Source organism: Embleya sp. NPDC005971 (assembly GCF_040629175.1).
Taxonomy (GTDB): domain Bacteria; phylum Actinomycetota; class Actinomycetes; order Streptomycetales; family Streptomycetaceae; genus Embleya.
Genome location: NZ_JBEXUX010000001.1, coordinates 219,597 through 243,006, shown reverse-complemented (window position 1 = coordinate 243,006; position 23,410 = coordinate 219,597). Strand labels below are relative to the sequence as shown.

Sequence of the window (23,410 nt, the reverse complement as noted above, 5' to 3'; positions counted from 1 at the left end):
CGGAACTCAATGTAGGCGCCACACCGCCTGTCGTGATGATCATTCCGGCGCGAGTCCGGGATGTGTTCGGAGTTGTTCTGCCCGATCGGCTTTTGTCCATCCCGGACACAAGCAACCGGGTGATTAACCGATGCGGCGCATGCGGCGAACGCGGCTCGGCGCCTAGCCTGCGGAGAGGACCGCGGAGCCACCGCGAACCCCCACCTCGACCCACAGGAGACCAGCATGGGCGCTTCGCAGCCCGGCGGGCCCTCGCTCCCGCAGGAGCGCCGGCTCGTCACCGCCATTCCCGGCCCGAAGTCGACCGAGCTGATGACGCGTCGCAACGCGGCGGTCGCGCGCGGCGTCAGCACCACCCTGCCGGTCTTCGTGACCCAGGCGGGCGGCGGCGTGGTCGTCGACGTGGACGGCAACTCGCTGATCGACTTCGGCTCCGGCATCGCGGTGACCAGCGTCGGCAACTCGGCCGAGGGTGTCGTGCGTCGCGCGTCCGAGCAATTGCAGCGGTTCACCCACACGTGCTTCATGGTGACCCCGTACGAGTCGTACGTGGCGGTCGCCGAGCAGCTCAACGAGCTGACCCCGGGTGACCACGACAAGCGCACCGCGCTGTTCAACTCGGGCGCCGAGGCGGTGGAGAACGCGGTCAAGATCGCGCGTGCCCACACCAAGCGCCCCGCGGTGGTCGTGTTCGACCACGGCTACCACGGTCGTACCAACCTGACCATGGCGCTGACCGCGAAGAACATGCCGTACAAGGAGTCGTTCGGCCCGTTCGCCCCCGAGGTCTACCGGGTCCCGGTCGCCTACCCCTACCGCTGGCTGACCGGCGCGGACAACTGCGCGGACGAGGCCGCCGAGCAGGCGATCGACATCATCACCAAGCAGATCGGCGCGCACAACGTGGCCGCCGTGGTGATCGAGCCCATCCTGGGCGAGGGCGGCTTCATCGAGCCGGCCAAGGGCTTCCTGCCCAGGATCGTCGAGTTCTGCAAGGCGAACGGCATCGTGTTCGTCGCGGACGAGATCCAGACCGGCTTCTGCCGCACCGGCCAGTGGTTCGCGTGCGACGACGAGGGCATCGTGCCGGACCTGATCACCACGGCCAAGGGCATCGCCGGCGGCCTGCCGCTGGCCGCGGTGACCGGGCGCGCCGAGATCATGGATTCCGCCCACGCGGGTGGCCTCGGTGGCACCTACGGCGGCAACCCGGTCGCCTGCGCCGCGGCGCTCGGCGCGATCGAGACGATGCGCGGCCTCGACCTCAACGGCGCGGCCCGCCGGATCGGCGAGATCATGCTCGGCCGACTGGGCACGATGAGCGAGAAGTTCGCCGAGATCGGCGAGGTCCGCGGTCGGGGCGCGATGATCGCCATCGAGCTGGTCAAGCCCGGCTCCAAGGAGCCGAACCCGGAGCTGGCCGGCGCCCTCGCCAAGGCGTGCCACGCGCAGGGGCTGCTGGTGCTGACCGCCGGCACCTACGGCAACGTGCTGCGTTTCCTGCCGCCGCTGGTGATCCCCGAGCACCTGCTCGTCGAGGGCCTGGACGTGCTGGAGCAGGCGTTCGCCGCCTCGGTCTGAGCCGGACACGAACACCACGAACCCCCGTCCGTCGGAGCACGTACTCCGACGGACGGGGGTTCGGTGTGTCCGGAATGGGGGTTCGCGGGATGCGCCGCGGCCCGACCGCGTGCGGTCGGGGAATGCTCAGAGCCGCGGTCGGCGCGGCGCCGGGGCGATCCGCTCGACCATGCTCAGGCCCGGGACGGTGTCCCACCCGCACAGCGTGAGCACCCGCAACATCTGCCGGCTCGCGCCGATCAGGACCATGTGTCCGCCGCGCCGGGACAGCGCGCCGGCCTGGTCGACGAACACCCGCAGGCCCGCCACGTCGATGAAGGCGAGCTTGCTCACGTCCACCCGGACGTCACCGCCGTCGCGGGACGCGGCGGCCAGGACGCGGCGCACCACGTCCACGTTCGCGAGGTCGATCTCGCCTTCGAGTCGCAGGCCGCGCGGTCGGGTCGTGCGCACGACCCGAAGCTGACGGTCGCTGGTCAGGACCACACCCATCGCCCCCGCGCCCCGACCCCGTCGGGGTTCCACCGAGGAATCGAACACGGCACCGCCCGCCTTGACGCCCTTGTAAACCACCGGAACCTCGGTCCGGCGGACGCGCCCGCTCCCCGCAGGGGCCGGGATGCACGGCACGCGGTATGTCGAGTAATCGGACTCTTCAACCACCTGACCAACCCTACCTTTGCGTGCTGACAGCAGAGGGGCGATCGACGACATTGCGTCAATGCCACGTCACTCGAGCCACCGTCGGTTTGTCCTGCTTACGGATGTTCTCCGCGTACTTGGACTCTCCGGGGCGGCCGGACTCACGCGACACGCGCTGTGACGCCGCTCACACCCTTCAATGCTCCAACGTACAGCGTGTATGTCCCGCCTTCCAGACCGTGGAGAACGTGTGCAGGCTTTGTGTGGAGGCCGCGCGTCGGGAACCCGCCGACCTGTTCTCCGCGTATCTTCGAGTGAGATGCACAGACCTTCCACCGACGCCGGCCCTGAGCAAGCCGGCGGCCGCCCCGGGACAACGCCCCCCGTTCCGGGGCGGTGGTCTGTTCACTCACAGTACACGCGCGGCCTCGCAGTGCCGCTGATTCTCGCGCTCGTGCTCGTCGCGCTCACCGTCCAGGTAGTGGCCGAAAGCGGACCCTCGCTCACCCTGGACCGCACGGTCCGAAACGCGATGCGCGACCTCGCGGGCGCGCCCGGGACGGCCTGGCTGGACGGCCCGATGCACTTCCTGGCCGACCTGGGCGGGCCACTGCCCGCCGGGATCGCGCTCGCCGTCGCGGCGCTGTTCGCCGCCGTACGCACACGCCGTGCCTCCCCGATCGCGATCGCCGCGGGCGGCGTGCTCGTGGTGACGATCGCGGTGATCGGCGGCAAGGATCTGATCGGCCGGCCCGGCCCGAGCGAATCGCCGGTGGCCGCGGACGCGTGGGGCTTCTTCCCGTCCGGCCATACCGCGACCTCGACGGTCTGTTACGGGATCGCCGCGCTGCTGCTCGGGCGTGTCGGCTCGGCGCGGGCGGGCCGACGCTGGGCCGCGGGCGCGGCCGCCTCGTGTGCCCTGATCGGGTTCGCGCTGCTGTGGTGCGACTACCACTGGCTCGCGGACGTGCTGGCCTCGTGGGCGCTGTGCGCGATCGTGCTGTGGGCGGCGGCCCGGGTGGCCGACGCCGGCGGCCTCAGACCTCGCCGGCCCGGCGCACCGCCGTCGCCAGCCCCGCGTGAAAGCCCGCCATCGTCCGCTCGATGATCGCGGCCACCGACTCCACGTCGTGCACCAGGCCGACCGACTGGCCCGCGGAGGCGAGCGACGCCTCCATCTCGCCGTCGAAGTACAACCGCTTGATCGCGTCGAGCGAGCTGTGCGCCGGTCCGCCCGAGGCGGCGAGCGCGCGGGAGAACTCGGTGCCCAGGACTCGCATGGTCGGGCTGCCGGTGCGGTTGACCACCACGGTCCCGGTCTCGTCCGCGGCCAGCACCGCCTGCTTGTAGTGGCTGTGCACCGGGCTCTCGGCCGAGGCCAGGAACCGGGTGCCCATCTGGATCGCCTCGGCGCCGAGCGCGAACGCCGCCGCCATGCCGCGACCGTCCACGATGCCGCCGGCGGCGACCAGCGGCAGGTCGGTGATCTCCCGGATGCCCTGGAGCAACACGAGCAGCGACACCTCGGCCGGATTCTTGAAACCGCCGCCCTCGGCGCCCTCGACCACGAGCCCGTCCACGCCGGCCTCGACCGCCTTGCGGGCCGCCCGGATCGAGGGCACCACGTGATACACGGTCAGGCCGTGCTCCCGGAGCAGGTCCACGAAGGTCGCCGGATTGCCCGCCGACGTGGTCACGAAGCGCACACCCGCGTCCGCCACGTGCCGCACGAGCCGATCGTCGCGCAGGAACATCAGCGGCAGATTGACCCCGAACGGCAGCCCCGAGGCGACCATCGTGTCGATCTCCCGACGGCACGCGTCGACCTCGCCGGAGGAGGTCTCCACCATCCCCAGCCCGCCGGCCGCGGACACCGCCGCGGCCAGTCGGGAGCGGGCTATCCAGCCCATCGGCGCCTGGATCACCGGATGCCGGGCCCCGGTGTGCGCGAGTACGCGGTTGACCATGGCCGGAGGCTATCTCGACAGGTGAACGGTGAGGAAACTTTTCCCGCAGCTTCATCTGCGGATTACGCACCATCAGATGCCAGCTTGGAGCGTTATTCAATGAAATCTGGGTGTACGACCTACGGAATCAGTTGCTAACGGGATCTTGACGCATGATCTAACGGGCGTTTGTATTACGCCGCACCGTTCGGCGGATCCGAACGGCTCACATCCGTCCCGGAGGCGATAACCGCACCCCGCTGTCCCGCAGAGGTAGCGACACATGGCTGTTGAAACAACCCCACCGCCGTCCGGGACCCTGACTCCAGTCACCCTCGACGCCGGTGGCACCCCCGCCCCGCTCAAGCGCTCCATCGGAGTCGTCGGCGGCACCCTGCTCACCCTGTCGTGCCTGACCCCCGCGTCCTCGCTCTTCGTGATCGTGCCGGGGATGTTCGCGGATCTGGGTTCCGGCACCGCGCTGGCCCTGGTCGTGGCCGCCGTCCTGTGCGTCGGCGTCGCGTTCTGTTACTCCGAATTGGGCACCCTGATCCCCAGCGCCGGCGGCGAGTACGCCATGGTCGGCACCCTCATGGGCCGCTTCATGGGCTGGCTGGTCTTCATCATCGCCACCATCGTGGTGATGATCGTGCCGCCGATCATCGCCCTGGGCACCGCCGAGTATCTGACCTCGATCGCGACGATCGACACGATGTGGGCCGGCGCCGCGGTGATGATCCTGGCCACCATCATGGGTCTGCTCGACCTGCGCGCGAACGCGTGGGTGACCGGCGTCTTCCTGGCCCTGGAAGTGGTCGCCGCGGCGATCGTGGCCTTCCTCGGCTTCGCCAACGTGCACCAGTCCACCTCGACGCTGATCAAGCCCGAGGTCGTCGTGGACGCGGCGAGCAACACGACGGATCCGCTGAAGATGGGCATCCTGATCGCGGGCATGGCCGGCGCGCTGTTCGCCCTGCAGGGCTTCTCCACCGCGGTCTACCTGGCCGAGGAGATGGAGAACCCGCGCCGTACGGTCTCGCGCACGGTGTTGTGGACCCTGGGTCTGGGCGGCGTGATCCTGATCGTGCCGACCATCGCGATCTCGCTCGGCGCGCCGGACCAGGCGACCCTGGCGGGCGGCGACATCCTCGGCCTGGTCGAGGGCTGGTCCAACCACGGCACGGCCACCTTCATCGGCCTGTGCATCGCGCTGGCGATCATCAACGCGGGCGTGGTCATGGTGATCCAGAACTCCCGCGTGGTCTACGCCTCGGCCCGCGACCGGGCCTGGCCCGAGCCGATCAACCGGGCCTTCGGCAAGGTGAACCGGTTCGGTTCGCCGTGGGTGTCCACGCTGGTCGTCGGCGTGCCCGGCGCGCTGCTGTGCTTCGTGAACCTGGACATCCTCGGTGAGGTCACCGGCGTCGCGGTCGCCGCGCTCTACCTGGTGGTGGCACTGGCCGCACTGGTCGCCCGCAAGGGTGTGCACAAGGAGACCCGGGCCTGGCGGATGCCGCTGTGGCCCGCGATCCCGGTGCTCCTGATCGCGTCGATGATCTACGTGCTGACCGAACAGCCGACCCGCGCGCTGCTGATCACCGGCGGGGTGCTGGTGGTGGCCGCGCTGTACTGGCTGGTCTACCTGCGTCCGCGCCAGGAGACCCGCTGGAACATCAAGCTGATGGCCGACGACTCCTGATTCCCGGCGGCCTTCGGCGATCGCCGGACGGCCTGCCGTCCCCGGGGCGGTGCCTCCTCCTGTGGGCACCGTCCCGGGGCCGTCCGGGCCCGGCTCAGTCCTCCAGCAACAGCGCCCGCAGCCGGTCCAGCCGGTCCGCGTCCAGGCCCAGACCCTGCTCCAGGTAGGCGTCGAAGCCGCCCCAGTGGGTGTCCATCACCTCGAGCGCGCCACGCAGGTATTCCTCGCGCACCTCCAGGAACGGCTGGAAGAGTTCCAGCAGCCCCGGTCGCATCGCGAGCTTGTCCGAGTTCGGCTCGTAGCGGTTGCCCGGCTCGTTGCTGACCAGGTAGTTCGCCACGGCGTCGTCGGCGGAGACGCCGACGATCCGTTGCACCAGGGCCGCCGCGATGCCCGCGCGGTCCTTGCCGGCCGAACAGTGCACCACGACCGGCAGGCCGTCCGCGTCGAGCATGGCGCGCAACATCCGCGCGTGCCGGTCGACCCGGGCCACCACCTGGTCGCGGTAGTCCGCCGCGATCGACTTCTGCGCCCGCCCGTCGCCCAGTCGCTCGCGCAACACGCTCAGGTCGGCGTTGCGCAGATCGCTCCAGAAGTCCGAGTGTCGGGCCGGGTCGGACATCGGCAGGTTCAACCACCGGGCGCCCTCGGGCAGCACGTCGGCGCCGTCCAGTTCGATGTCGGCCGGGCTGCGCAGGTCCACCACGAGCCGGATGCCCAGGTCGGCCAGGACCGCGCGGTCCGCGTCCGTGGGCTTGGCCAGGTGGCCGCTGCGGAAGTAGCGGCCGGCTCGCACCCGCCGGCCGTCGGCGGTGGGCAGTCCGCCGATGTCGCGGAAGTTGCGGACCCCTTCGAGGGTGAGTCCGGCGTCCGCCTGATGTTGTGTCACGGGTCTCCTCGTACTGGTCGGGTCGTGGGAATCGGGCTCAGGCGCCGCGCACCGGACGGGGCTCGCCGAACCGGGTTCGGAACTGCTCGTCGCTCATCTCGCGCATCTCCTCGATCGTCACCACGCCGAGCATGAGATCGGTGAGGAAGCGCGGTGCGGGCTTGGCCCGCATCTCGTCGGTGATCGGGCCGGGCGCGGTGTGCGCGGCGGATTCGACCCGGCCGTCCGGGTGCAGCGTGAAGGTGCGATAGCCGGGGCCGTCGAAGTGTTTGCCGGCGTAGTCGATGCTGTACGTGGTCGAGGGCGCCACGAACACCGGCACTCCGGCGAACTCGCCCTCCAGCGAGCCGTGCAGATGGCCGCCGGAGATGGCCCGGATCCGCCCGAAGTCGCGGAGCAGCGCGCCGAGTCGGCCGGAGGGGTCCAGACTCGGGCAGATCTCCGCGAGCGGCGGTTGGTGGACGAACAACAGCACGTGCTCGGCGTCCGAGCCGGCCAGGATCTCCCGGATCCGGGCGGCCTCGGGCGCGCTCAGCTCCGGCCCGTCGGCCCGGGTCATCCGGTCGTCGAGGTCGCGGTAGACACCGTCGCCCACGTGTTCGCGGCCGAGCGCGTTGGTGTCCACCATGAGCAGCAGCCAGGGCCCGATCCGCACCGCGGGTTCCAGATGCACGCCGGTGCGCGGCAGGCCCGCGACGTAGGCGTCGTGGCGGTCGTGGTTGCCCGGCAGGCAGTACACCGGCACCGGGAGCTCCTGGAGCACGTCTGCCAGCCGCCGGTAGGCCCCCGGCTCGCCGGTGTCGGCCAGGTCGCCGGAGGCCACCAGCAGGTCGGCCGCGGCGAGCGCGTCGGCGGCGTCGGCGAGGGCCGCGGCCAGCCCGGCGTCCGGGTCGTGTTGCACGAACCCGTGGGTGCCCGGAGCGTCCCGGTAGTGCACGTCGGATATCTGGATCAACCGGATGGCGGTATCGCCGGCCGGGTCGTCTTCGATGGGCATGCGCCGTTCCCCTGTCACGTCCGTAACGGCCGTCGACTGATCATCTGACGACCCGTCACGCATGCTGCCAGGGAAGGCGTGCGGAGGAAATGGCGAAGCGACCCGGGTCGGTGCCCGGGCCGCGCACGACGAAGCCCGCCCGACCACGTCATTGGGGTCGGGCGGGCTCGGTGGGCAGGCTCGCCGAGGCGAGCGAACGTCAGTCGTTGGTCGGGAAGCCCAGGTTGATGCCGCCGTGGCTCGGGTCGAGCCAGCGCTGGGTGACGACCTTGCCGCGGGTGAAGAACTGCACGCCGTCGGCGCCGTACGCGTGCAGGTCGCCGAAGAGCGAGTTCTTCCAGCCGCCGAACGAGTAGTAGGCCACCGGGACCGGGATCGGCACGTTGATGCCGATCATGCCCACCTCGACCTCGTTCTGGAACTTGCGGGCGGCGCCACCGTCGTTGGTGAAGATCGCGGTGCCGTTGCCGTACGGGTTGGCGTTGATCAGCGCCAGGCCCTCGTCGTAGGACGCGACCCGGACGACCGACAACACCGGGCCGAAGATCTCGTCGGTGTAGATCGACATCTCGGGGGTGACGTTGTCGAACAGGGTCGGACCGACCCAGTAGCCGTCGGCGGTGTCGTCCCCGTTGATCGGGTGTTCGCGGCCGTCCACCACGAGCGTCGCGCCCTGGTCCTCGCCCGCCCGGACGTAGGACAGCACCTTGTCCGCGTGCTGGCGGGTGACCAGCGGGCCCATCTCGGACGCGGCGTCGTTGCCCGCGCCGACCCGGAGCTTGGCCATCCGCTCCTTGATCCGGGCGATCAGCTCGTCGGCGATCGGCTCGACCGCGACCAGGGCGGAGATCGCCATGCAGCGCTCGCCGGCCGCGCCGAAGCCGGCGTTGACCGCGGCGTCGGCGACCAGGTCCAGGTCGGCGTCCGGGAGCACCAGCATGTGGTTCTTGGCGCCGCCGAGGGCCTGCACGCGCTTGCCGTAGCGGGTGCCGTTCTCGTAGACGTACCGGGCGATCGGGGTCGAGCCGACGAAGGAGACCGACTTGATGTCGGGGTGCTCCAGGATGCGGTCCACGGCGACCTTGTCACCGTGCACGACGTTGAACACGCCGTCGGGCAGACCGGCCTGCTTCCACAGGTCGGCGAGGAAGTTCGCGGTCGAGGGGTCCTTCTCGCTCGGCTTGAGGATCACCGTGTTGCCGGTGGCGATCGCGATCGGGAAGAACCACATCGGGACCATCGCCGGGAAGTTGAACGGCGAGATGATCGCGACCGGGCCCAGCGGCTGGCGGATCGAGTAGACGTCGATGCCCGTCGACGCCTGCTCGGAGTGGCCGCCCTTCTGCAGGTGCGGGATGCCGCAGGCGAGTTCCACGACCTCCTGGCCGCGGGCGATCTCGCCCAGCGCGTCCGAGTGCACCTTGCCGTGCTCGGCCACGATGATCGCGGCGAGCTCGTCCTTCTTGGCGTTGAGCAGCTCACGGAAGTTGAAGAGCACCGTGGAGCGCTTCGCGAGCGAGGCGTTCTTCCAGGAGGCGAAGGCGCGGACGGCCACCGAGACGGCCTCGTCGACCTCGGCCACCGAGGCGTAGTCGACCGTGCCGGTGATCTTGCCGGTGGCGGGGTTGTGGATGTCGCCCCGACGCTCGGAGACGCCGGTCCACTCCGCGTTGGCAATCCAGTGGGTTACGTGGTTCGTCACGGTTCGACCTTCCGGGGGATGCGGGATTGGCGAGGGGCCGCACAAGCCCCGGGAGGCCAGTCTCACGGGCGGCGCGGGTCGGGCTCAAGCTCCAAGGTGTCGGCCCTTGCGGCATCCGCCTTACAGGTTGGGATCCCTATCCCATGGCGAAGGGGCGGACGGATGCGCCGCACGGCCGATCCGTCCGCCCCTTTCGGCGGCTCAGCTGTCGAAGCCCATCCCGACCTTGTCGAGTGCCTTGAGCCACAGGTTGCGCTTGCCGGCGTTCTTGTCGGCGCGGTCCATCGACCACTTGGTCATCGTCACGCCCGCCCACTTGATCGGTTCCGGCGGGAACGGAAGCGGCTTGGTGCGAACCATCTCCAGCCGGGTGCGCTCGGTCGGACGGCCGTCGAGCTTGTCCAGCATCACCTCGGCGCCGAACCGGGTCGCGCCCACGCCCAGGCCGGTGAAGCCCAGCGCGTAGGCGACCTTGCCCTTGTACGCCGTCCCGAAGAACGCCGAGAAGCGGCTGCAGGTGTCGATCGCGCCACCCCACGTGTGGGTGAAGCGCAGACCTTCGAGCTGCGGGAACGTCTCGAAGAAGTGCCCCGCGAGCTTCGCGAACGTCTCCGGACGCTGGTCCAGGTCCGAGGAGAGCTTGGCACCGTAGTGGTAGATGGCGTCGTAACCGCCCCACAGGATCCGGTTGTCCGCGCTGAGCCGGTAGTAGTGGAACTGGTTGTTCGTGTCGCCGATGCCCTGTCGGTTGTGCCAACCGATCGCCGCGAGCTGCTCGGCACTCAGCGGCTCGGTCATCATCGCGTAGTCGTAGACCGGGACCACGAACGGCCGCAGCCGCTTGACCAACGACGGGAACACGTTGGTACCCAGCGCCACGTTGCCCGCGAAGACCCGACCGTAGGCGGTCTTGAGCACCATGCCCGAGCCGTGCTCGCCCAGTTCGGTCACCTTGGTGCGCTCGTGGATCCGCACGCCCAGCGACTCGCACGCGGCCTTGAGGCCCCAGGCGAGTCGGGCCGGGTCGATGATCGCGCAGCCGGTCTTGTCCCAGACGCCGGCCAGGTAGGTGGGCGAGTCGACCTGCGCTCGCACCTCGTCCCGGTCCAGGAAGGTCAGCTCGGTGCCGTACTTCCGGGCGAGGTCGATCTCCTCGCGCAACTCCTCGACCTGGTGCGGCTGGGTCGCGACGTTGAGTTCACCGGTGCGACGGAAGTCGCAGTCGATGCCGTAGCGCTTGATCGCCGCCTCGATCTCGTCGAGGTTTTCCTCGCCGAGCCGCTCCAGTCGGGAGAGTTCGCTCTCCCAGCGGTCCAGCCCGTTGTAGAAGCCGTGGGTCAGGCTCGCGGCGCAGAATCCGCCGTTGCGGCCCGAGGCCGCCCAGCCGATCTCGTGCGCTTCCAGCAGCACCACGTCGCGCGAGGGGTTGCGTTCCTTCGCGATCAGCGCCGTCCACAGGCCCGAGTAGCCGCCGCCCACGATCGCCAGGTCGCAGTGGTCGTCGCCGACCAGGGCCGGGCGCGGTTCGGGGCGGTCGCTCCGGTCGAGCCAGAAGGGGGTCGGCGCGGCGTCGGCAAGCGAGCGGACGGCCTCGACCGAGGGAGCAGGATCCGACGTGTTCCGGGGACCCATGGGGTTTCACCACTCTCGCAGTGTCCGTCGGGGCCGCCTTGTCGGGCCCCGACGGTTTCACCGCATAGCTACAGATTTGGGATCAATCATCGGCGCAGGCGCGCCTACGCCTGCTGTTTGGCTCGCCGCGAGGCTCGGATCTGCCCGATCATCACGATCAGCACCGCGATCACGAACATCGCCGAGCCGATCACGTTGATCTGCGGCGGGGTGCCGCGCTGGGCCGCGCCGTACACGAACATCGGGAAGGTGACCGTGTTGCCCGAGGTGAAGTTGGTGATCACGAAGTCGTCGAAGCTCAGCGCGAAGGCGAGCATCGCGCCCGCCCCGATGCCGGGCGCGGCCAGCGGCAGGGTCACCCGCAGGAACACCTGGGTGGGTGACGCGTACAGGTCCTGCGCGGCCTCTTCGAGCTTGGGGTCCATGCCCAACACCCGGGCCTTGACCGCGACCACGACGAAGCTCAGGCAGAACATGATGTGCGCGATCAGGATCGTCACGAAGCCCGTGTTGATCCGCATGTTCAGGAACAACGTGCCGAGCGAGGCGCCCATCACCACTTCGGGCATCGACATCGGCAGGAAGAGCAGGGTGTTGATCGCGCCGCGGGCGCGGAACCGGTAGCGACCGAGCGCGAACGCGATCGCGGTGCCGAGCACGGTGGCGATCAGGGTGGACAGGAGCGCGATCTTCATGCTGATCGCGACCGAGTCGCAGATGCCCGCGACCCCGCACGGCTCCTCCCACGCGTCCAGCGTGAAGCCGTTCCAGGTGTAGTTGAAGCGCCCGTTCGGATCGTTGAACGAGAACATCAGCACGACGATGTTGGGCAGCGTCATGTAGCCGAGCGCGAGCAGCCCGAACAAGACGATGACGTTGCGCCGCAACCAGTTGACGACGGCCATCAGACCAGGTCCTCCGTCCCCGCCTTGCGGATGTACGCCGTCACCATGAGCACGATCAACAACATCAGGATGAACGACAGGGCGGCGGCGGTCGGGTAGTCCAGCACCCGCAGGAACTGGGTCTGGATCACGTTGCCCGCCATGCCGGTGTCCGGCGAGCCGAGCCACTGCGCGTTGACGTAGTCGCCGGACGCCGGGATGAAGGTGAGCAGCGTGCCGGAGACCACGCCCGGCAGCGACAGCGGGAAGGTGACCTTGGCGAAGGTCGTCCGCGGCGACGCGTACAGATCGCCGGCGGCCTCGTGCAGGCGCGGATCGATCCGCTCCAGGCACGCGTACAGCGGCAACACCATGAACGGCAGGAAGTTGTAGGTCAGACCGCAGATCACCGCGAGCGGCGTGGCCAGCACCCGGTCGTCCTGGGTCAGCCCGAGGAACGCGGTGACGTTGGTGAAGTGCAGCGTGTTGAGCACGTCCACGACGATCCCGTTGTCCGCGAGGATCGTCTTCCAGGCCAGCGTGCGCACCAGGAAGCTGGTGAAGAACGGCGCGATCACCAGGACCAGCCACATGCCGCGCCACTTGCCCGCCTTGAACGCGATCGCGTAGGCGAGCGGGTAGCCGATCACCAGGCACATCACGGTCGCCGCGGCCGCGTAGCCGAACGAGCGCAGGAATTGCGGGTAGTACTGGTCGATGGCGTCCCAGTAGGTGGCCCAGTGCCAGGTGAGGTCGTAGCCCTTGGTCAGGTTGCCGGTCTGCAGCGAGGTCGAGCCCTGGACCACCATCGGGATCGCGAAGAAGACCACCAGCCACAGCAGGCCGGGCGCGAGCAGGGCGTAAGGCACCCATCTGCCGCGCCGCTTGAGCTCCGTGGTCTTGGTGTCCGCACCTCCCGTCGTGCCCGCGCCGAGGGTGCCGAGCGCGCTCACGCGGCGTCCTCGCTCGCCTCGGCGATGCCCGCGGTCAGGTCGCCCGACTCCAGGCCGAAGCCGTGCCCGGGGTTCCAGTGCAGGGTCACCGTCGCCCCCGGCACCAGGCGCGGGTCGCGCTCCATGTTCTGTTCGAACACGGTGAACTCCTGGTCCCACGGCATCCGCACGACGTACTGCGTGGAGACACCGATGAACGCCGCGTCCACGATCACGCCGCCGTCGAGGCGGTTGCGGTTGTCCGCGACCTTCGCGTCCGCCGCGAAGGCGATGGTGATCTTCTCCGGGCGGATGCCCATCACGATGCGGTCGCCCTCGGCGGCCGAGCGGGCGGCGGGCAGGGCCAGCCGGTTGCCGTGCGCCTCCAACAGCAGATCGCCGTCGGCGCGCCCGGTCACCTTGACGTCGAGCAGGTTGGACTGGCCCAGGAAGTTGGCCACGAAGGTGGTGCGCGGGGCCTCGTACAACTCGACCGGGGAGCCGAGTTGCTCTATTCGGCCGCCGTTCATCACGGCGATCGTGTCGGCCATCGTCATGGCCTCTTCCTGGTCGTGCGTCACGTGCACGAAGGTGATGCCCACGTCGGTCTGGATGCGCTTGAGTTCGAGCTGCATCTGCCGGCGCAGCTTGAGGTCGAGCGCGCCCAGCGGCTCGTCCAGGAGCAGCACCTGCGGAGTGTTGATCAACGCGCGGGCCACCGCGACCCGCTGCTGCTGACCACCGGAGAGCTGGGTGGGCTTGCGCTTGGCCAGGTGTCCCAGCTCGACCAGGTCGAGCATCTCCCCGACCTGCTTCGAGGTGTCCTTGATACCGCGCCGCTTGAGGCCGAAGCCGACGTTGTCGGCCACGCTCAGGTGCGGGAACAGCGCGTAGTTCTGGAACACCGTGTTCACCGGGCGCTTGTACGGCGGCAGGGCCGTGACGTCGCGGTCACCGATGCTGACACTGCCGGTCGAGGGCTGCTCCAGTCCGGCGATCATCCGCAGCGTCGTGGTCTTGCCGCAGCCCGACGCGCCGAGGAGGGCGAAGAACGATCCCGCGGGGATCGTCAGGTCCATCGGTCGCACGGCCGTGAAGTCACCGTAGTGCTTGCTCAGACCCGCCAAGGAGACGTCGCCGGAGGCGCCGGCCCGCTGCTGCTCAGTCATGATTCCTCTCGCCGCGTCGCGGGCCCCCGCACCGCACGCCGGCCGCAGGGGCGGCCGAGAACTCGCGCTCTCGGCCGCCCGTTTCGATGGGTGGTTACCGCGCTCCGAAGATCGTCCGGTGCCAGTCCTTGCGGGCGATTCCCGTGCCGTCGTACATCACGTGCTTGACCTGGGTGTACTCGTCGAAGGAGTACTGCGACATGTCCTTGCCGAAGCCGGACGCCTTGTAGCCGCCGTGCGGCATGTCGCTGATGATCGGGATGTGGTCGTTGACCCACACGCAGCCGGCCTGGATCTCCCGGGTCGCGCGCAGCGAGCGGAAGATGTCGCGCGTCCAGGCGGAGGCGGCCAGGCCGTACGGGGTGTCGTTGGCGAGCCGGATGCCCTCCTCGTCGCTGTCGAACGGCAGCACGACCAGGACCGGCCCGAAGATCTCGTCCTGCACGATCTCGCTGTCCTGGGCCACACCGGTGACCAGCGTCGGGCGGTAGAACGCGCCCTTGGCCAGCTCGCCGCCGGGGATCTCGCCACCGGTCACGATGGTCGCGCCGTAGCCGCGGGCGCGCTCGACGAAGCCGGCCACCGACTCCTGCTGGCGGCGCGAGACGAGCGGGCCGAGGTCGGTCGCGGGGTCCATCGTGTCGCCCAGGCGCACGCCCTCGTACAACTCCGCGACACCCGCGACGAACGCGTCGTAGAGCGGGCGCTGCACGTAGGCGCGGGTCGCGGCGGTGCAGTCCTGGCCCGAGTTGATCAGCGACGCGGCGACCGCGCCGTTGATCGCGGCGTCCAGGTCGGCGTCGTCGAAGACCACGAACGGGGCCTTGCCACCGAGTTCGAGGTGCAGTCGCTTGACGGTCTGCAGGGCCACCTCGCCGACGCGCTTGCCGACGCCGGTGGAGCCGGTGAAGGAGACCATCGACACGTCCGCGTGGCCCATCAGGTACTCGCCGACGGTCCGCCCCTTGCCGGTGATCACGTTGACCACGCCGTCGGGGATGCCCGCGTCGGCGCACGCCTGGGCGAACATCAGCGAGGTCAGCGGGGTGATCTCGGCCGGCTTGAGCACGATGGTGTTGCCCGCGGCGATCGCCGGGAGGATCTTCCACGCGGCCATCTGGAGCGGGTAGTTCCACGGCGCGATCGAGCCGACCACGCCGATCGCCTCGCGGCGCACCATCGAGGTGGAGCCGGCCGAGTACTCGCCGGCCGCCTTGCCCTCCAGGTTGCGGGCCGCACCCGCGAAGAACGCGGTGTTGTCGATCGTGCCGGGCACGTCGAACTCGGTGCTGAGCCGGATCGGCTTGCCCGCCTGCGCGGTCTCGACCCGGGCGAACTCCTCGGCGCGCTCCTCCAGCAGTACCGACAACCGGTTCAGCGCGGTCGCCCGGTCGCCGGGGGTGGCCCCGGACCACTGCGGGAAGGCGTCCTTGGCGGCGGCTACCGCCGCGTCCACGTCCGCGGTGCCCGCGAGGGTGAGCGTCTCGACCGTCTCGCCGGTCGCCGGGTTGGTGACGTCGAAGGTTTCTCCGGACGAGCCCTGCCGCAGTTGTCCCCCGACGTACTGATGACCTTTGCCGAAGTCCTGCACAGGCATGGGAGCCCTCCAAGGGGGTTTTCGATGAGCCGACGGGCGCTGCGTGCGGTGGTTATGCGCGTGAGCCGCGTCAGCGTAGGACGATGCCGTTTCGACACGGGGTGCCGCAACAGGCACATCGACAGGGAGCGCGGCATCGGCTTTACAGGTCGCCAATCACTCGGCCGAACCCCGGGGTCGGGGGTCGAACCGGGCGACGACCTGTCACCATGAAAGCGTCGCCCGCCGAGCCGTTTACAGATTGCTCGCGAATTCCCGCTTCCTTCGGGAACCAACCGCCGTCGCGGTCGGGCCGTTGTCAGCTCGCGGAGGTTTTCGGATGTTCCCCACGGTCGCCGACGTACTGGCCCTAGACATCGTCCAGCGCGGTCGCCCACAGGTGGTCGCGGGTGAACGCGGCCTGGCCCGGCCGGTGCGCTGGGTGCACATCAGCGAGTTGCCGGACGTGACCCGGCTGCTCAAGGGCGGCGAACTGGTGATGGCCACCGGCATCGCGCTCCCCGAGGAGCGCGAGGGCCTGCAACGCTACATTCGCGATCTGGCCGACGTGGACGCGGCCGGACTCGTGGTCGAGCTGGGCCGGCGCTACACCGAGCAACTGCCGCGCGCGCTGGTCGCCGCGGCCGAGCAGGTCGGCCTGCCGGTGATCACCCTGCGCGACGAGACCCGGTTCATCGGCATCACCGAGGCCGTGCACGGGTTGATCATCGACGCCCAACTCGCCGAGTTGCAGGCTTCCGAGGCGGTGCATCAGGCGTTCAACGAACTCGCGGTCGAGGGTGCCGAACCCGCCGAGATCGTCCGGCAGGCGTCCCGGATGGCCGGGCGCCCGGTGATCCTGGAGAACCTCGCGCACCAGGTGCTCGCCTACGACGCGGCCGGGATAGTGGCGGAAACCCTGCTGGAGAACTGGGAGGACCGCTCCCGACAACTTCGGCTGTCCGCCCGGACCGCCTTCGACGAGCGCACCGGGTGGCTGGTGACCACGGTCGGCGCGCGCGGCCACGACTGGGGCCGACTGGTGCTGGTCGGCGACGGCGGCACTCCGCCCGCGCAGCAGACCATGCTCCTGGAGCGGGCCGCGTCCACCCTGGCGCTGAACCGGCTGGTGGTACGCGACCGGGAGAGCCTGGAACGGCAGACCCACCGCACGCTGCTGTCCGGGATCCTGACCCACTCCTACACCGTGGCCGAGGTGACCCTGCGGGCCCGGGCGCTCGGTGTCCCGCTGGAGGGCCGGCGTCTGGTCGGCGTGGTGTTGCGGCTGCGCCGCAGCGTGACCCCGGCCGCGCTGGAATCGCAGGCCCGGCTGCGCGACTTCACCGAGATCGCCGCCGCGGCGGTCCGCGAGCGCCGGCTGGCCGCGCTGGTCGGCGGGCTCGACGACGAGAACGTCGGGCTGCTGGTCGCGCTCGCGTCGCAGGACACCGAGGACGGCGCGCTGGAGGGCTTCTCCGCCGCCATCCGCCGGCTCGCCCCGGACCTCGCGGACGACATCGTGGTCGCGGTCGGCTCCTCGGTGGGCGCGGTGCGCGACGCGCGCCGCTCGCTCCTGGAGGCCACCCAGGTCGCGGACGCCGCGCTGCACCAGGGCGGCAAGGCGGCCTTCTACCGGCTGCCCGACGTGCGACTGCGCGGGCTGCTGCACCTGTTGCGCGACGACGCACGGTTGCAGACCTACGTCGAGCGCGAACTCGGGCCGCTGCTCGCCTACGACGCGCAGCAGGGCACCCAGTTGATCGCGATGCTCCAGGTCTACCTGGACCACGGCCGGAACAAGTCCGCGGCGGCCGACGCCGCGCACCTGTCCCGCCCGTCCTTCTACGAGCGGCTGCACCGGATCGAGCGCATCCTGGGCGTCGACCTGGACCAGGTGGAGAGTTGTCTGTCGCTGCACGTAGCACTGCTCGGCCTGGAGGCGCTGCGTCGCTGACCGCGCGGCGCGCCGACGCCCGGGGCGGCTCAGACGCCGGAGCGGCTGCCCGCGAGGGCGAGGGCGCTCACCGCGAGCCCGTGCAGGGCCGCGTCGCGCGCCCATTGCCGCTCGACGCCGAACACGTCGACCTCGATGTAGATGCCGTTGACGATCACCGCGGCCAATACGGCGTGCCGGGCGGTGCCGGACTCGGTCCAGGTGTATTCCCAGACGACGCCCTTTCGGCCCTGGATGGCGCGTTCCTCGAAGATCACCTTTCGATAGTCGCGAAAAACCCTCCGCGCGTTCTGTTCGTCGTCGCGCCACTGCTCCAACAAATCCGTGGTCTGTTGGAACGCGGTACGCCCGGTCAATACGCTCGGGCCGGCCGGATCGGTGTAGACCACGCTCTGGTCCTGTTCCTTGCGGGTCCATTCCTGTGGGATCGGCCAGGTGAAGGTGCCCTCGTCGGCCGTGCGGACCGGGATCGGCGGGGTGCCCGGGGGCGTGCTCGGGTAGGGCGCCAGGCCCGCGATCGGGTTCGCCGCGGCGCCGCCGGTCGCGGAGTTCGTCGGCGGGATCGGGCCCGAGTCGCCGCCCTTCCCGTCGTCCCCGTCGCCGCCGGCGAGCAGTAGCGCCGCCACGACGGCGCCGGCCACCAGGAGGGTGACCAGCGGCATCAACACGGCCCACCGCCGGCGGCGCGAGCGGGGCGGCCGGCCGGTACGGGTCGGCATCGGGTAGGTCGGCGAGTGCGCGCGGTCGGCCGGTGTGCGCGGCCGATGCTCCGGCGCCGGCGCGGCGGGCACGCGCGGGAACGGGTCGAGCGGGGCGTCGTCGTCGGGGGCGATCCGGGCGGGCGGCATCAGGTCGCGCAGCGGCGGTTGCGGGTGCACGGTCGGCGCCGACGTCGCGTCGTCGTTCGCCGCGTCCGACTCGTGCTCGTCCGGCCCGCGCTCGATCACCCGGCCGAGTGTGGTGGGCGGGATCGGCCGGGTCACGTCGCCCGCGTGCCGGCGGCCCTCGGCCGCGAGCAGCGCGTCCAGCCGCGCCTCCACCTCGGCCGAGTCCGGGCGCCGCGCCGGGTCGCGCCGGAACAGGTCGCGGACGAGGGGCTCCAGCGGACCGATCTCCTGCGGCACCTCGGGTTCGGCGATCACGATCGCGTGCATCGTGGCCACCGGGGTGGATCGGCGGAACGGCGACGCGCCGGTGACCGCCGCGCACAGCGTGACGCCCAGCGACCACAGGTCCGACGCGGGCCCGGGATGCTCGCTCTCGATCCGCTCGGGGGCCATGAACTCGGGTGAGCCCAGGATCGCCCCGGTGCCGGTGAGCCCGCTCACCCCCTCCAGCGCGGCGATGCCGAAATCGGTCAGCACGGCGTGTCCGTCCCCGGCGATCAGCACATTGCCCGGCTTGACGTCGCGGTGGATGACGCCCTGCGCGTGCACGACGGCGAGCGCGCGGGCGATCTGCACGGCCACCGCCGCGGCGGCGTGCGGGGTGAGCGGCCCGTCCTCCTCCAAAATGGTGTCCAGCGAGCGGGCGTCGAGCAGTTCCATCACGATCCACAGCCGGTCGTCGTCCTCGACGTAGTCGTAGACCCGGACGACGTTGGGGTGGTTGATCCGTGCGGTCGCCTGCGCCTCGCGCAGGCTGCGCTCGCGAAAGGACCGGGACGCGCTGCGCCCCCAGCCGGTAGTGATCACCTTCGCCGCCACGGGTCGATCCAGCAGCCGATCCCGAGCCCGCCACACGGTGCCCATGCCGCCGCTGCCGAGCACGCTCACCAACTCGTATCGGGCTCCGACCACGAAGCCCGCCCAATCCTCTCCAGGCCCGCCCGACATCGGCTTTCCCCCAGGTCCCGCCGCTTTTCAAGATCAGACCGTGCTTTTCAAGATCAGACCATTGCCACTTTCGTCGGATTACCTGTGAAAGGCCCTGCGAAAGCTTAGGACGGACATGGTAGAACGAATCGTCACACATAGCGGGAGGGGGATACCGCATGTTCACACCGAAAAAACTTCGATCAGAAAACGTCAAACGAGCAGCCTTGATAATTTCCGTTCCGGTCGGAATAGGAATGATTCTGAGCGCCGGCCTGGCGGTCGCGGACACCGAGGGAAACGGGCCCGCGCAGCGATCCGGCAGCGCACACACCCGAACCCACGGCCCGACCGGCGAGGTCACCACCAAGCCGCCGGTCAGCACCGAACCGCCGACCGGCACCAGGCCCCCGGTCACCACGAAGCCGGCCACCACGAAGCCGGCCACCACCGAGCCGGCGAGCACGCCGCCGCCGAGCACCCACCGGCCGACGACCAAGCCGCCCACGACGCCACCACCGAGCAGCACTCGACCGCCGACGACGACCAAGCCGCCGACCGCGGCGTTCGGGGTCGACACCGACAACCAGATCACCTTCGACGCGAACGGACGGTCGACGATCTGGTTCACCGTCACCAACAACACCGGCCAAATGGATCCCCATCGGGACGTATACGCCTACAGCACGGGACAGTTGAAGATCCTCTCGGTGCCCGGCTGTGAACCCGCGAGGGCGCTTACCGATCCGGGTCCGCAGTGGGTGAGTTCGTTCCGGTGCACGTTCGAATTCCTGGAACCGCACGAGACCAGGCGCTGGTCCGCAACGGTGGAATACCCGCCGGCACGGTCGCCGCGCGCGGCTCGGGCCGAGGTCCGGCTCCCGCTCGCGGCGGAGCCCGACATCTCCACGTTCTGCGTGCTGGTGGTCCCCCAGGACGCCAGGGACACGACGATGGTCCTGGGCCGGCGCGGACCGCTGACCCTGAAGAACGTGCCCAACAACAACGACCCGTCCTTCATCGGCTACACCGTCGAATCACCCATTCCCGGCGGCACCACCGGCGGGGGCACGACGGGTGGCGGCACGACCGGTGGCGGAAGTACCGGAGGCGACGGCAGCACCGGCGGCGGTGGCACGACCGGAGGCGGCAGCACCGGCGGCGGTGATACGACCGGCGGCACCACCACCGGCGCGAGCACCGGCGGCACCGACCAGGCCACACCGCCGACTTCGCTGCCCAAGACCGGCCCCGACGATGACACGCTGCCCCTCGCGGGCGGCGCGCTCGGCCTGATGCTGGTGGGCAACGCGCTGTTCCAGGGCGCGCGCCTGCGTCGGATCCGCTCGGCCGAGGGGGACGACGAGCCGGCTCGGGACTGAGTTCGGCACCCGCCCGCACAGGCCGGCCCCGGACCCGTGAAGGACGGTCCCGGGGCCGGCCGACCTCGTCAGTGGCCGGTCAGCGCCAGCACCCGCCGGGCGGCGGGCCGCTCCAGCAGGTCGGCGAACGTGGTCCGTCCCTGGACCACCTTGCGGAACACCCGCCAGCCCTGCGGCAGCGTGCTCACCGCGTGGTGCAACATCCCGGGGTGCCGCTCGAACACGCCCAGCAGGAGCCGGCCGGCGCGCATCTCGCGGCCCAGCACCGCGTCGATGTCCGCGTGATACTCGGCGCCGATCTTGTCCACCTCGGCATCGGTGCCCACCTGGGCCACCAGCGCGGCCCGCTCCCCCGCCAGCCTGCCCGAGCGCAGCGCGTACGAGATGCCCTCGCGCGTCCACGGCTCCAGCAGCCCGGCCGCGTCGCCGGCCACCAGCACCCGGCCGCGCGAGAGCGGCGCGCTCTCCTTGCGACAGCGAGTCAGGTGGCCCGACTCGACGGCCGGCCGGAATCCGGCCAGACCGAGCCGGCCGATGAAGTCGCGCAGGTAGGCGCGGGTGGCCTCGCCCTCGCCCCGGGCGCAGATCACCCCGACGGTCAACGTGTCGCCCTTGGGAAAGACCCAACCGTACGAGCCCGGCAGCGGCCCCCAGTCGAGCAGGATCCGGCCGCGCCAGTGCGCGGCGACCTCCGGCGGCACCGGAATCTCCGCCTCCAGGCCCAGGTCGACCTGGTCGAAGGTGACCCCGACGTAGGCCGAGCTGCGTCCCGCGCTGCCGTCCGCGCCGACCACCGCGTGTGCCCGCAACAACTCGCCACCGGGCAGGGTCAGCGTCACCAGGCCGTCCCGCTCGGCCATCCGGGAGACCGCGACGCCCTCGCGCAGCACCGCGCCCGCGGCCACCGCCGCCCGGGTCAGCGCCTCGTCGAAGCGAGCCCGGTCGACCAGGCCGATCAGCGTGGTCCGGGCCGAGCGCACCCGCCGGCGGCGACCGCGCAGGGTGAATTCGACCTCGTGCACCAGGTCCTCGACCGGCGGCTCGAACCCGGGCGGAAGGGCGCTCTTGGAGGGGCCGATGATGCCGCCGCCGCAGGTCTTGTAGCGCGGCAGTTCGGCCCGGTCCAGCACCAGCACCCGACGTCCCGCGCGCGCCGCGGCCAGGGCCGCGGACGCCCCGGCGGGGCCGGCTCCGATCACCACGACATCCCAGGTCACAGGCTCGGTTCCGGGGTCGGTACCGGAGTCGGCGGGCAGTTCGACGGCGGGCGCGGGGGTGGCCTCGGGGGAGCTGCTAGTCATGGATATCGACCCTAGTGCGTCCGTCCGGGCGGCTCTTGCCGGGAGGTCGGCCGCCGACCTGCGCGTCTGCCGGAATGCGCACCGGATGCGCATTATGCTCCGCCGGTGTCCCCCGACAGTGCGTCACTTCTGATCGTCCTGGCCCTCGCCTTCGCCGCACCGCTCGTGGCCGATCTGCTCGGGCGCCGGATCCCGGTGCCCACGGTCGTGTTCGAACTCCTGCTCGGCGTCCTGGCGGGTCCGTCCGCACTGGACTGGGTGCACGAGGGTGCCGTGCTGACCTATCTGGCCGACTTCGGGCTCGCGTTCCTGATGTTCCTGGCCGGCTTCGAGATCGATCCGACCCGGCTCAGCGGCCGACCGCTGCGTCGGGCCACGCTGGGCTGGGCGCTGTCGCTGGTGGTCGGCCTGCTGTTCGGGCTGCTGCTGGTGTGGTCCGGCTCGACGATGTCCCGCCTGGTGGTCGGCCTCGCCCTGACCACCACCGCGCTCGGCACGCTGCTGCCGATCCTGCGTGACGCGGGTGCGCTGCCGACCCGGTTCGGTACCCAGGTGATGGCGATCGGCACACTCGGCGAGTTCGGCCCGATCGTGGCCGTGTCGCTGCTGCTGAGCGGGCGCAACGCGGGCGCCTCGGCGATCGCGCTGGCCTGCTTCGCGGCGGTGACCGTGGTGGTGTTCGCGTTCGCGCGCCGACCGTTGCCCGACTCGCTGGACCGGGTGGTCCGGGCCACGCTGCACTCCAGCGGCCAACTCGCCATCCGGCTGGCCGTGCTCGCGCTCGCGCTGTTGGTCTGGGCCGCGGGCGAACTCGGCCTGGACCCCCTGCTCGGCGCGTTCGCCGCCGGACTGGTCATCCGGCTGCTGCTGTCCGACATGCCCGCCGAGACGCGCGAGACGGTCGCGGGCAAGCTGGACGCGATCGGCTTCGGGATGTTCGTCCCGGTCTTCTTCGTGATCAGCGGGGTGCGCTTCGACGGCCGGGCGCTGTTCGCCGACGCGGGCACGCTGGCCCTGCTGCCGCTGTTCCTGGCGCTGTTGCTGGTGGTTCGCGGGGTGCCGACGTACCTGATGGAGCGCGGCTCGCGGGCGGCCGTGCGGCTGGGCCTGGCCCTGTTCGCCTCGGCCGGTCTGCCGCTGATCGTGGTGATCAGCGGTATCGGTGTGGAGGAGGGCGAACTGCGCGCGGGCACCGCCGCCGCGATGGTCGGCGCCGGCATGGTCTCGGTGCTGGTGTTCCCGCTGCTGGGCCTGCGCGCCTATCGCGGCGCCGTCACCGCCGACCCGGCCCTGGCGGAGCGCTGATCCGC

Annotated in this window: 18 protein-coding genes; 6 read left to right on the top strand and 12 right to left on the bottom strand. The window is 70.6% G+C overall.

Annotated features, from left to right (window positions below; all coding sequences use genetic code 11):
- Positions 1-225 precede the first annotated feature (225 nt).
- Positions 226-1,581, top strand: a complete 1,356-nt coding sequence (gabT, locus tag ABZ374_RS01070; protein ID WP_360304718.1) for a 4-aminobutyrate--2-oxoglutarate transaminase — start codon at positions 226-228, stop codon at positions 1,579-1,581.
- A gap of 126 nt (positions 1,582-1,707) precedes the next feature.
- On the opposite strand, the gene ABZ374_RS01065 is transcribed toward gabT, so the two are convergent.
- Positions 1,708-2,154: an STAS domain-containing protein gene (locus ABZ374_RS01065; protein WP_360304716.1), complete on the bottom strand. Its 447-nt coding sequence runs from the start codon at positions 2,152-2,154 to the stop codon at positions 1,708-1,710.
- 502 nt (positions 2,155-2,656) lie between these two features.
- On the opposite strand from ABZ374_RS01065, the gene ABZ374_RS01060 reads away from it, so the two are divergent.
- Positions 2,657-3,331, top strand: coding sequence for a phosphatase PAP2 family protein (locus tag ABZ374_RS01060; protein WP_360304714.1), 675 nt, complete (start codon positions 2,657-2,659; stop codon positions 3,329-3,331).
- On the opposite strand, the gene ABZ374_RS01055 is transcribed toward ABZ374_RS01060, so the two are convergent.
- A complete protein-coding gene (locus ABZ374_RS01055; RefSeq protein ID WP_360304712.1) occupies positions 3,261-4,190 on the bottom strand; it encodes a nitronate monooxygenase in 930 nt (309 codons plus the stop codon). The two genes, ABZ374_RS01060 and ABZ374_RS01055, sit on opposite strands and share 71 nt — an antisense overlap.
- A 262-nt stretch (positions 4,191-4,452) precedes the next feature.
- On the opposite strand from ABZ374_RS01055, the gene ABZ374_RS01050 reads away from it, so the two are divergent.
- Entirely contained in the window at positions 4,453-5,868 is a 1,416-nt protein-coding gene (locus tag ABZ374_RS01050) for an APC family permease (RefSeq protein ID WP_360304710.1), read from the top strand.
- A 94-nt stretch (positions 5,869-5,962) separates the two neighbouring features.
- Here the strand turns inward: ABZ374_RS01050 and ABZ374_RS01045 are convergent, their stop codons facing one another.
- The 8 genes from ABZ374_RS01045 to ABZ374_RS01010 form a co-directional block, all read right to left on the bottom strand.
- Positions 5,963-6,757, bottom strand: coding sequence for a tyrosine-protein phosphatase (locus ABZ374_RS01045; protein ID WP_360304708.1), 795 nt, complete (start codon positions 6,755-6,757; stop codon positions 5,963-5,965).
- Between the two features lie 37 nt (positions 6,758-6,794).
- Positions 6,795-7,754 (bottom strand): metallophosphoesterase, encoded by a 960-nt coding sequence (locus tag ABZ374_RS01040; RefSeq protein WP_360304706.1) that lies wholly within the window; start codon positions 7,752-7,754, stop codon positions 6,795-6,797.
- A 199-nt stretch (positions 7,755-7,953) separates the two neighbouring features.
- The gene (locus ABZ374_RS01035; RefSeq protein WP_360304704.1) at positions 7,954-9,456 is read right to left on the bottom strand and encodes a CoA-acylating methylmalonate-semialdehyde dehydrogenase; all 1,503 of its coding nucleotides are present in this window, start codon (positions 9,454-9,456) and stop codon (positions 7,954-7,956) included.
- Between the two features lie 201 nt (positions 9,457-9,657).
- Positions 9,658-11,088, bottom strand: a complete 1,431-nt coding sequence (locus ABZ374_RS01030; protein WP_360304702.1) for an FAD-dependent oxidoreductase — start codon at positions 11,086-11,088, stop codon at positions 9,658-9,660.
- Between the two features lie 104 nt (positions 11,089-11,192).
- Entirely contained in the window at positions 11,193-11,993 is an 801-nt protein-coding gene (locus ABZ374_RS01025; RefSeq protein WP_360304700.1) for an ABC transporter permease, read from the bottom strand.
- Positions 11,993-12,925, bottom strand: a complete 933-nt coding sequence (locus tag ABZ374_RS01020; RefSeq protein ID WP_360304698.1) for an ABC transporter permease — start codon at positions 12,923-12,925, stop codon at positions 11,993-11,995. Before ABZ374_RS01020 ends, ABZ374_RS01025 begins: the two co-directional genes overlap by 1 nt.
- Positions 12,922-14,073 carry an ABC transporter ATP-binding protein gene (locus ABZ374_RS01015; protein WP_360304696.1) on the bottom strand — a complete coding sequence of 384 codons (1,152 nt, stop codon included), beginning with the start codon at positions 14,071-14,073 and terminating at the stop codon, positions 12,922-12,924. Before ABZ374_RS01015 ends, ABZ374_RS01020 begins: the two co-directional genes overlap by 4 nt.
- A gap of 94 nt (positions 14,074-14,167) precedes the next feature.
- Positions 14,168-15,670 (bottom strand): gamma-aminobutyraldehyde dehydrogenase, encoded by a 1,503-nt coding sequence (locus tag ABZ374_RS01010; RefSeq protein WP_360304694.1) that lies wholly within the window; start codon positions 15,668-15,670, stop codon positions 14,168-14,170.
- 319 nt (positions 15,671-15,989) lie between these two features.
- On the opposite strand from ABZ374_RS01010, the gene ABZ374_RS01005 reads away from it, so the two are divergent.
- Positions 15,990-17,603: a PucR family transcriptional regulator ligand-binding domain-containing protein gene (locus ABZ374_RS01005; RefSeq protein WP_360304692.1), complete on the top strand. Its 1,614-nt coding sequence runs from the start codon at positions 15,990-15,992 to the stop codon at positions 17,601-17,603.
- Between the two features lie 29 nt (positions 17,604-17,632).
- Here ABZ374_RS01005 and ABZ374_RS01000 read toward each other — a convergent pair whose 3' ends face one another.
- Entirely contained in the window at positions 17,633-19,402 is a 1,770-nt protein-coding gene (locus ABZ374_RS01000; RefSeq protein ID WP_360304690.1) for a protein kinase, read from the bottom strand.
- 272 nt (positions 19,403-19,674) lie between these two features.
- Between ABZ374_RS01000 and ABZ374_RS00995 the strand changes: the two genes are divergently transcribed.
- The gene (locus ABZ374_RS00995) at positions 19,675-20,799 is read left to right on the top strand and encodes a hypothetical protein (RefSeq protein ID WP_360304688.1); all 1,125 of its coding nucleotides are present in this window, start codon (positions 19,675-19,677) and stop codon (positions 20,797-20,799) included.
- A 68-nt stretch (positions 20,800-20,867) separates the two neighbouring features.
- Here ABZ374_RS00995 and ABZ374_RS00990 read toward each other — a convergent pair whose 3' ends face one another.
- Positions 20,868-22,100, bottom strand: coding sequence for a geranylgeranyl reductase family protein (locus ABZ374_RS00990; protein WP_360304686.1), 1,233 nt, complete (start codon positions 22,098-22,100; stop codon positions 20,868-20,870).
- 105 nt (positions 22,101-22,205) lie between these two features.
- Here ABZ374_RS00990 and ABZ374_RS00985 point away from each other — a divergent pair, with 105 nt between their 5' ends.
- Positions 22,206-23,405 carry a cation:proton antiporter gene (locus tag ABZ374_RS00985; RefSeq protein ID WP_360304684.1) on the top strand — a complete coding sequence of 400 codons (1,200 nt, stop codon included), beginning with the start codon at positions 22,206-22,208 and terminating at the stop codon, positions 23,403-23,405.
- The last annotated feature ends 5 nt before the right edge of the window (positions 23,406-23,410 follow it).

Bases quoted from the DNA above. Each gene is read 5' to 3' on its own strand.
- gabT (WP_360304718.1), top strand. From the start codon at position 226: ATGGGCGCTTCGCAGCCCGGCGGGCCCTCGCTCCCGCAGGAGCGCCGG.
- ABZ374_RS01025 (WP_360304700.1), bottom strand. From the start codon at position 11,993: ATGGCCGTCGTCAACTGGTTGCGGCGCAACGTCATCGTCTTGTTCGGG.
- ABZ374_RS01050 (WP_360304710.1), top strand. From the start codon at position 4,453: ATGGCTGTTGAAACAACCCCACCGCCGTCCGGGACCCTGACTCCAGTC.
- ABZ374_RS01015 (WP_360304696.1), bottom strand. From the start codon at position 14,073: ATGACTGAGCAGCAGCGGGCCGGCGCCTCCGGCGACGTCTCCTTGGCG.
- ABZ374_RS01030 (WP_360304702.1), bottom strand. From the start codon at position 11,088: ATGGGTCCCCGGAACACGTCGGATCCTGCTCCCTCGGTCGAGGCCGTC.
- ABZ374_RS01010 (WP_360304694.1), bottom strand. From the start codon at position 15,670: ATGCCTGTGCAGGACTTCGGCAAAGGTCATCAGTACGTCGGGGGACAA.
- ABZ374_RS01040 (WP_360304706.1), bottom strand. From the start codon at position 7,754: ATGCCCATCGAAGACGACCCGGCCGGCGATACCGCCATCCGGTTGATC.
- ABZ374_RS01055 (WP_360304712.1), bottom strand. From the start codon at position 4,190: ATGGTCAACCGCGTACTCGCGCACACCGGGGCCCGGCATCCGGTGATC.
- ABZ374_RS00990 (WP_360304686.1), bottom strand. From the start codon at position 22,100: ATGACTAGCAGCTCCCCCGAGGCCACCCCCGCGCCCGCCGTCGAACTG.
- ABZ374_RS00995 (WP_360304688.1), top strand. From the start codon at position 19,675: ATGATTCTGAGCGCCGGCCTGGCGGTCGCGGACACCGAGGGAAACGGG.
- ABZ374_RS01005 (WP_360304692.1), top strand. From the start codon at position 15,990: ATGTTCCCCACGGTCGCCGACGTACTGGCCCTAGACATCGTCCAGCGC.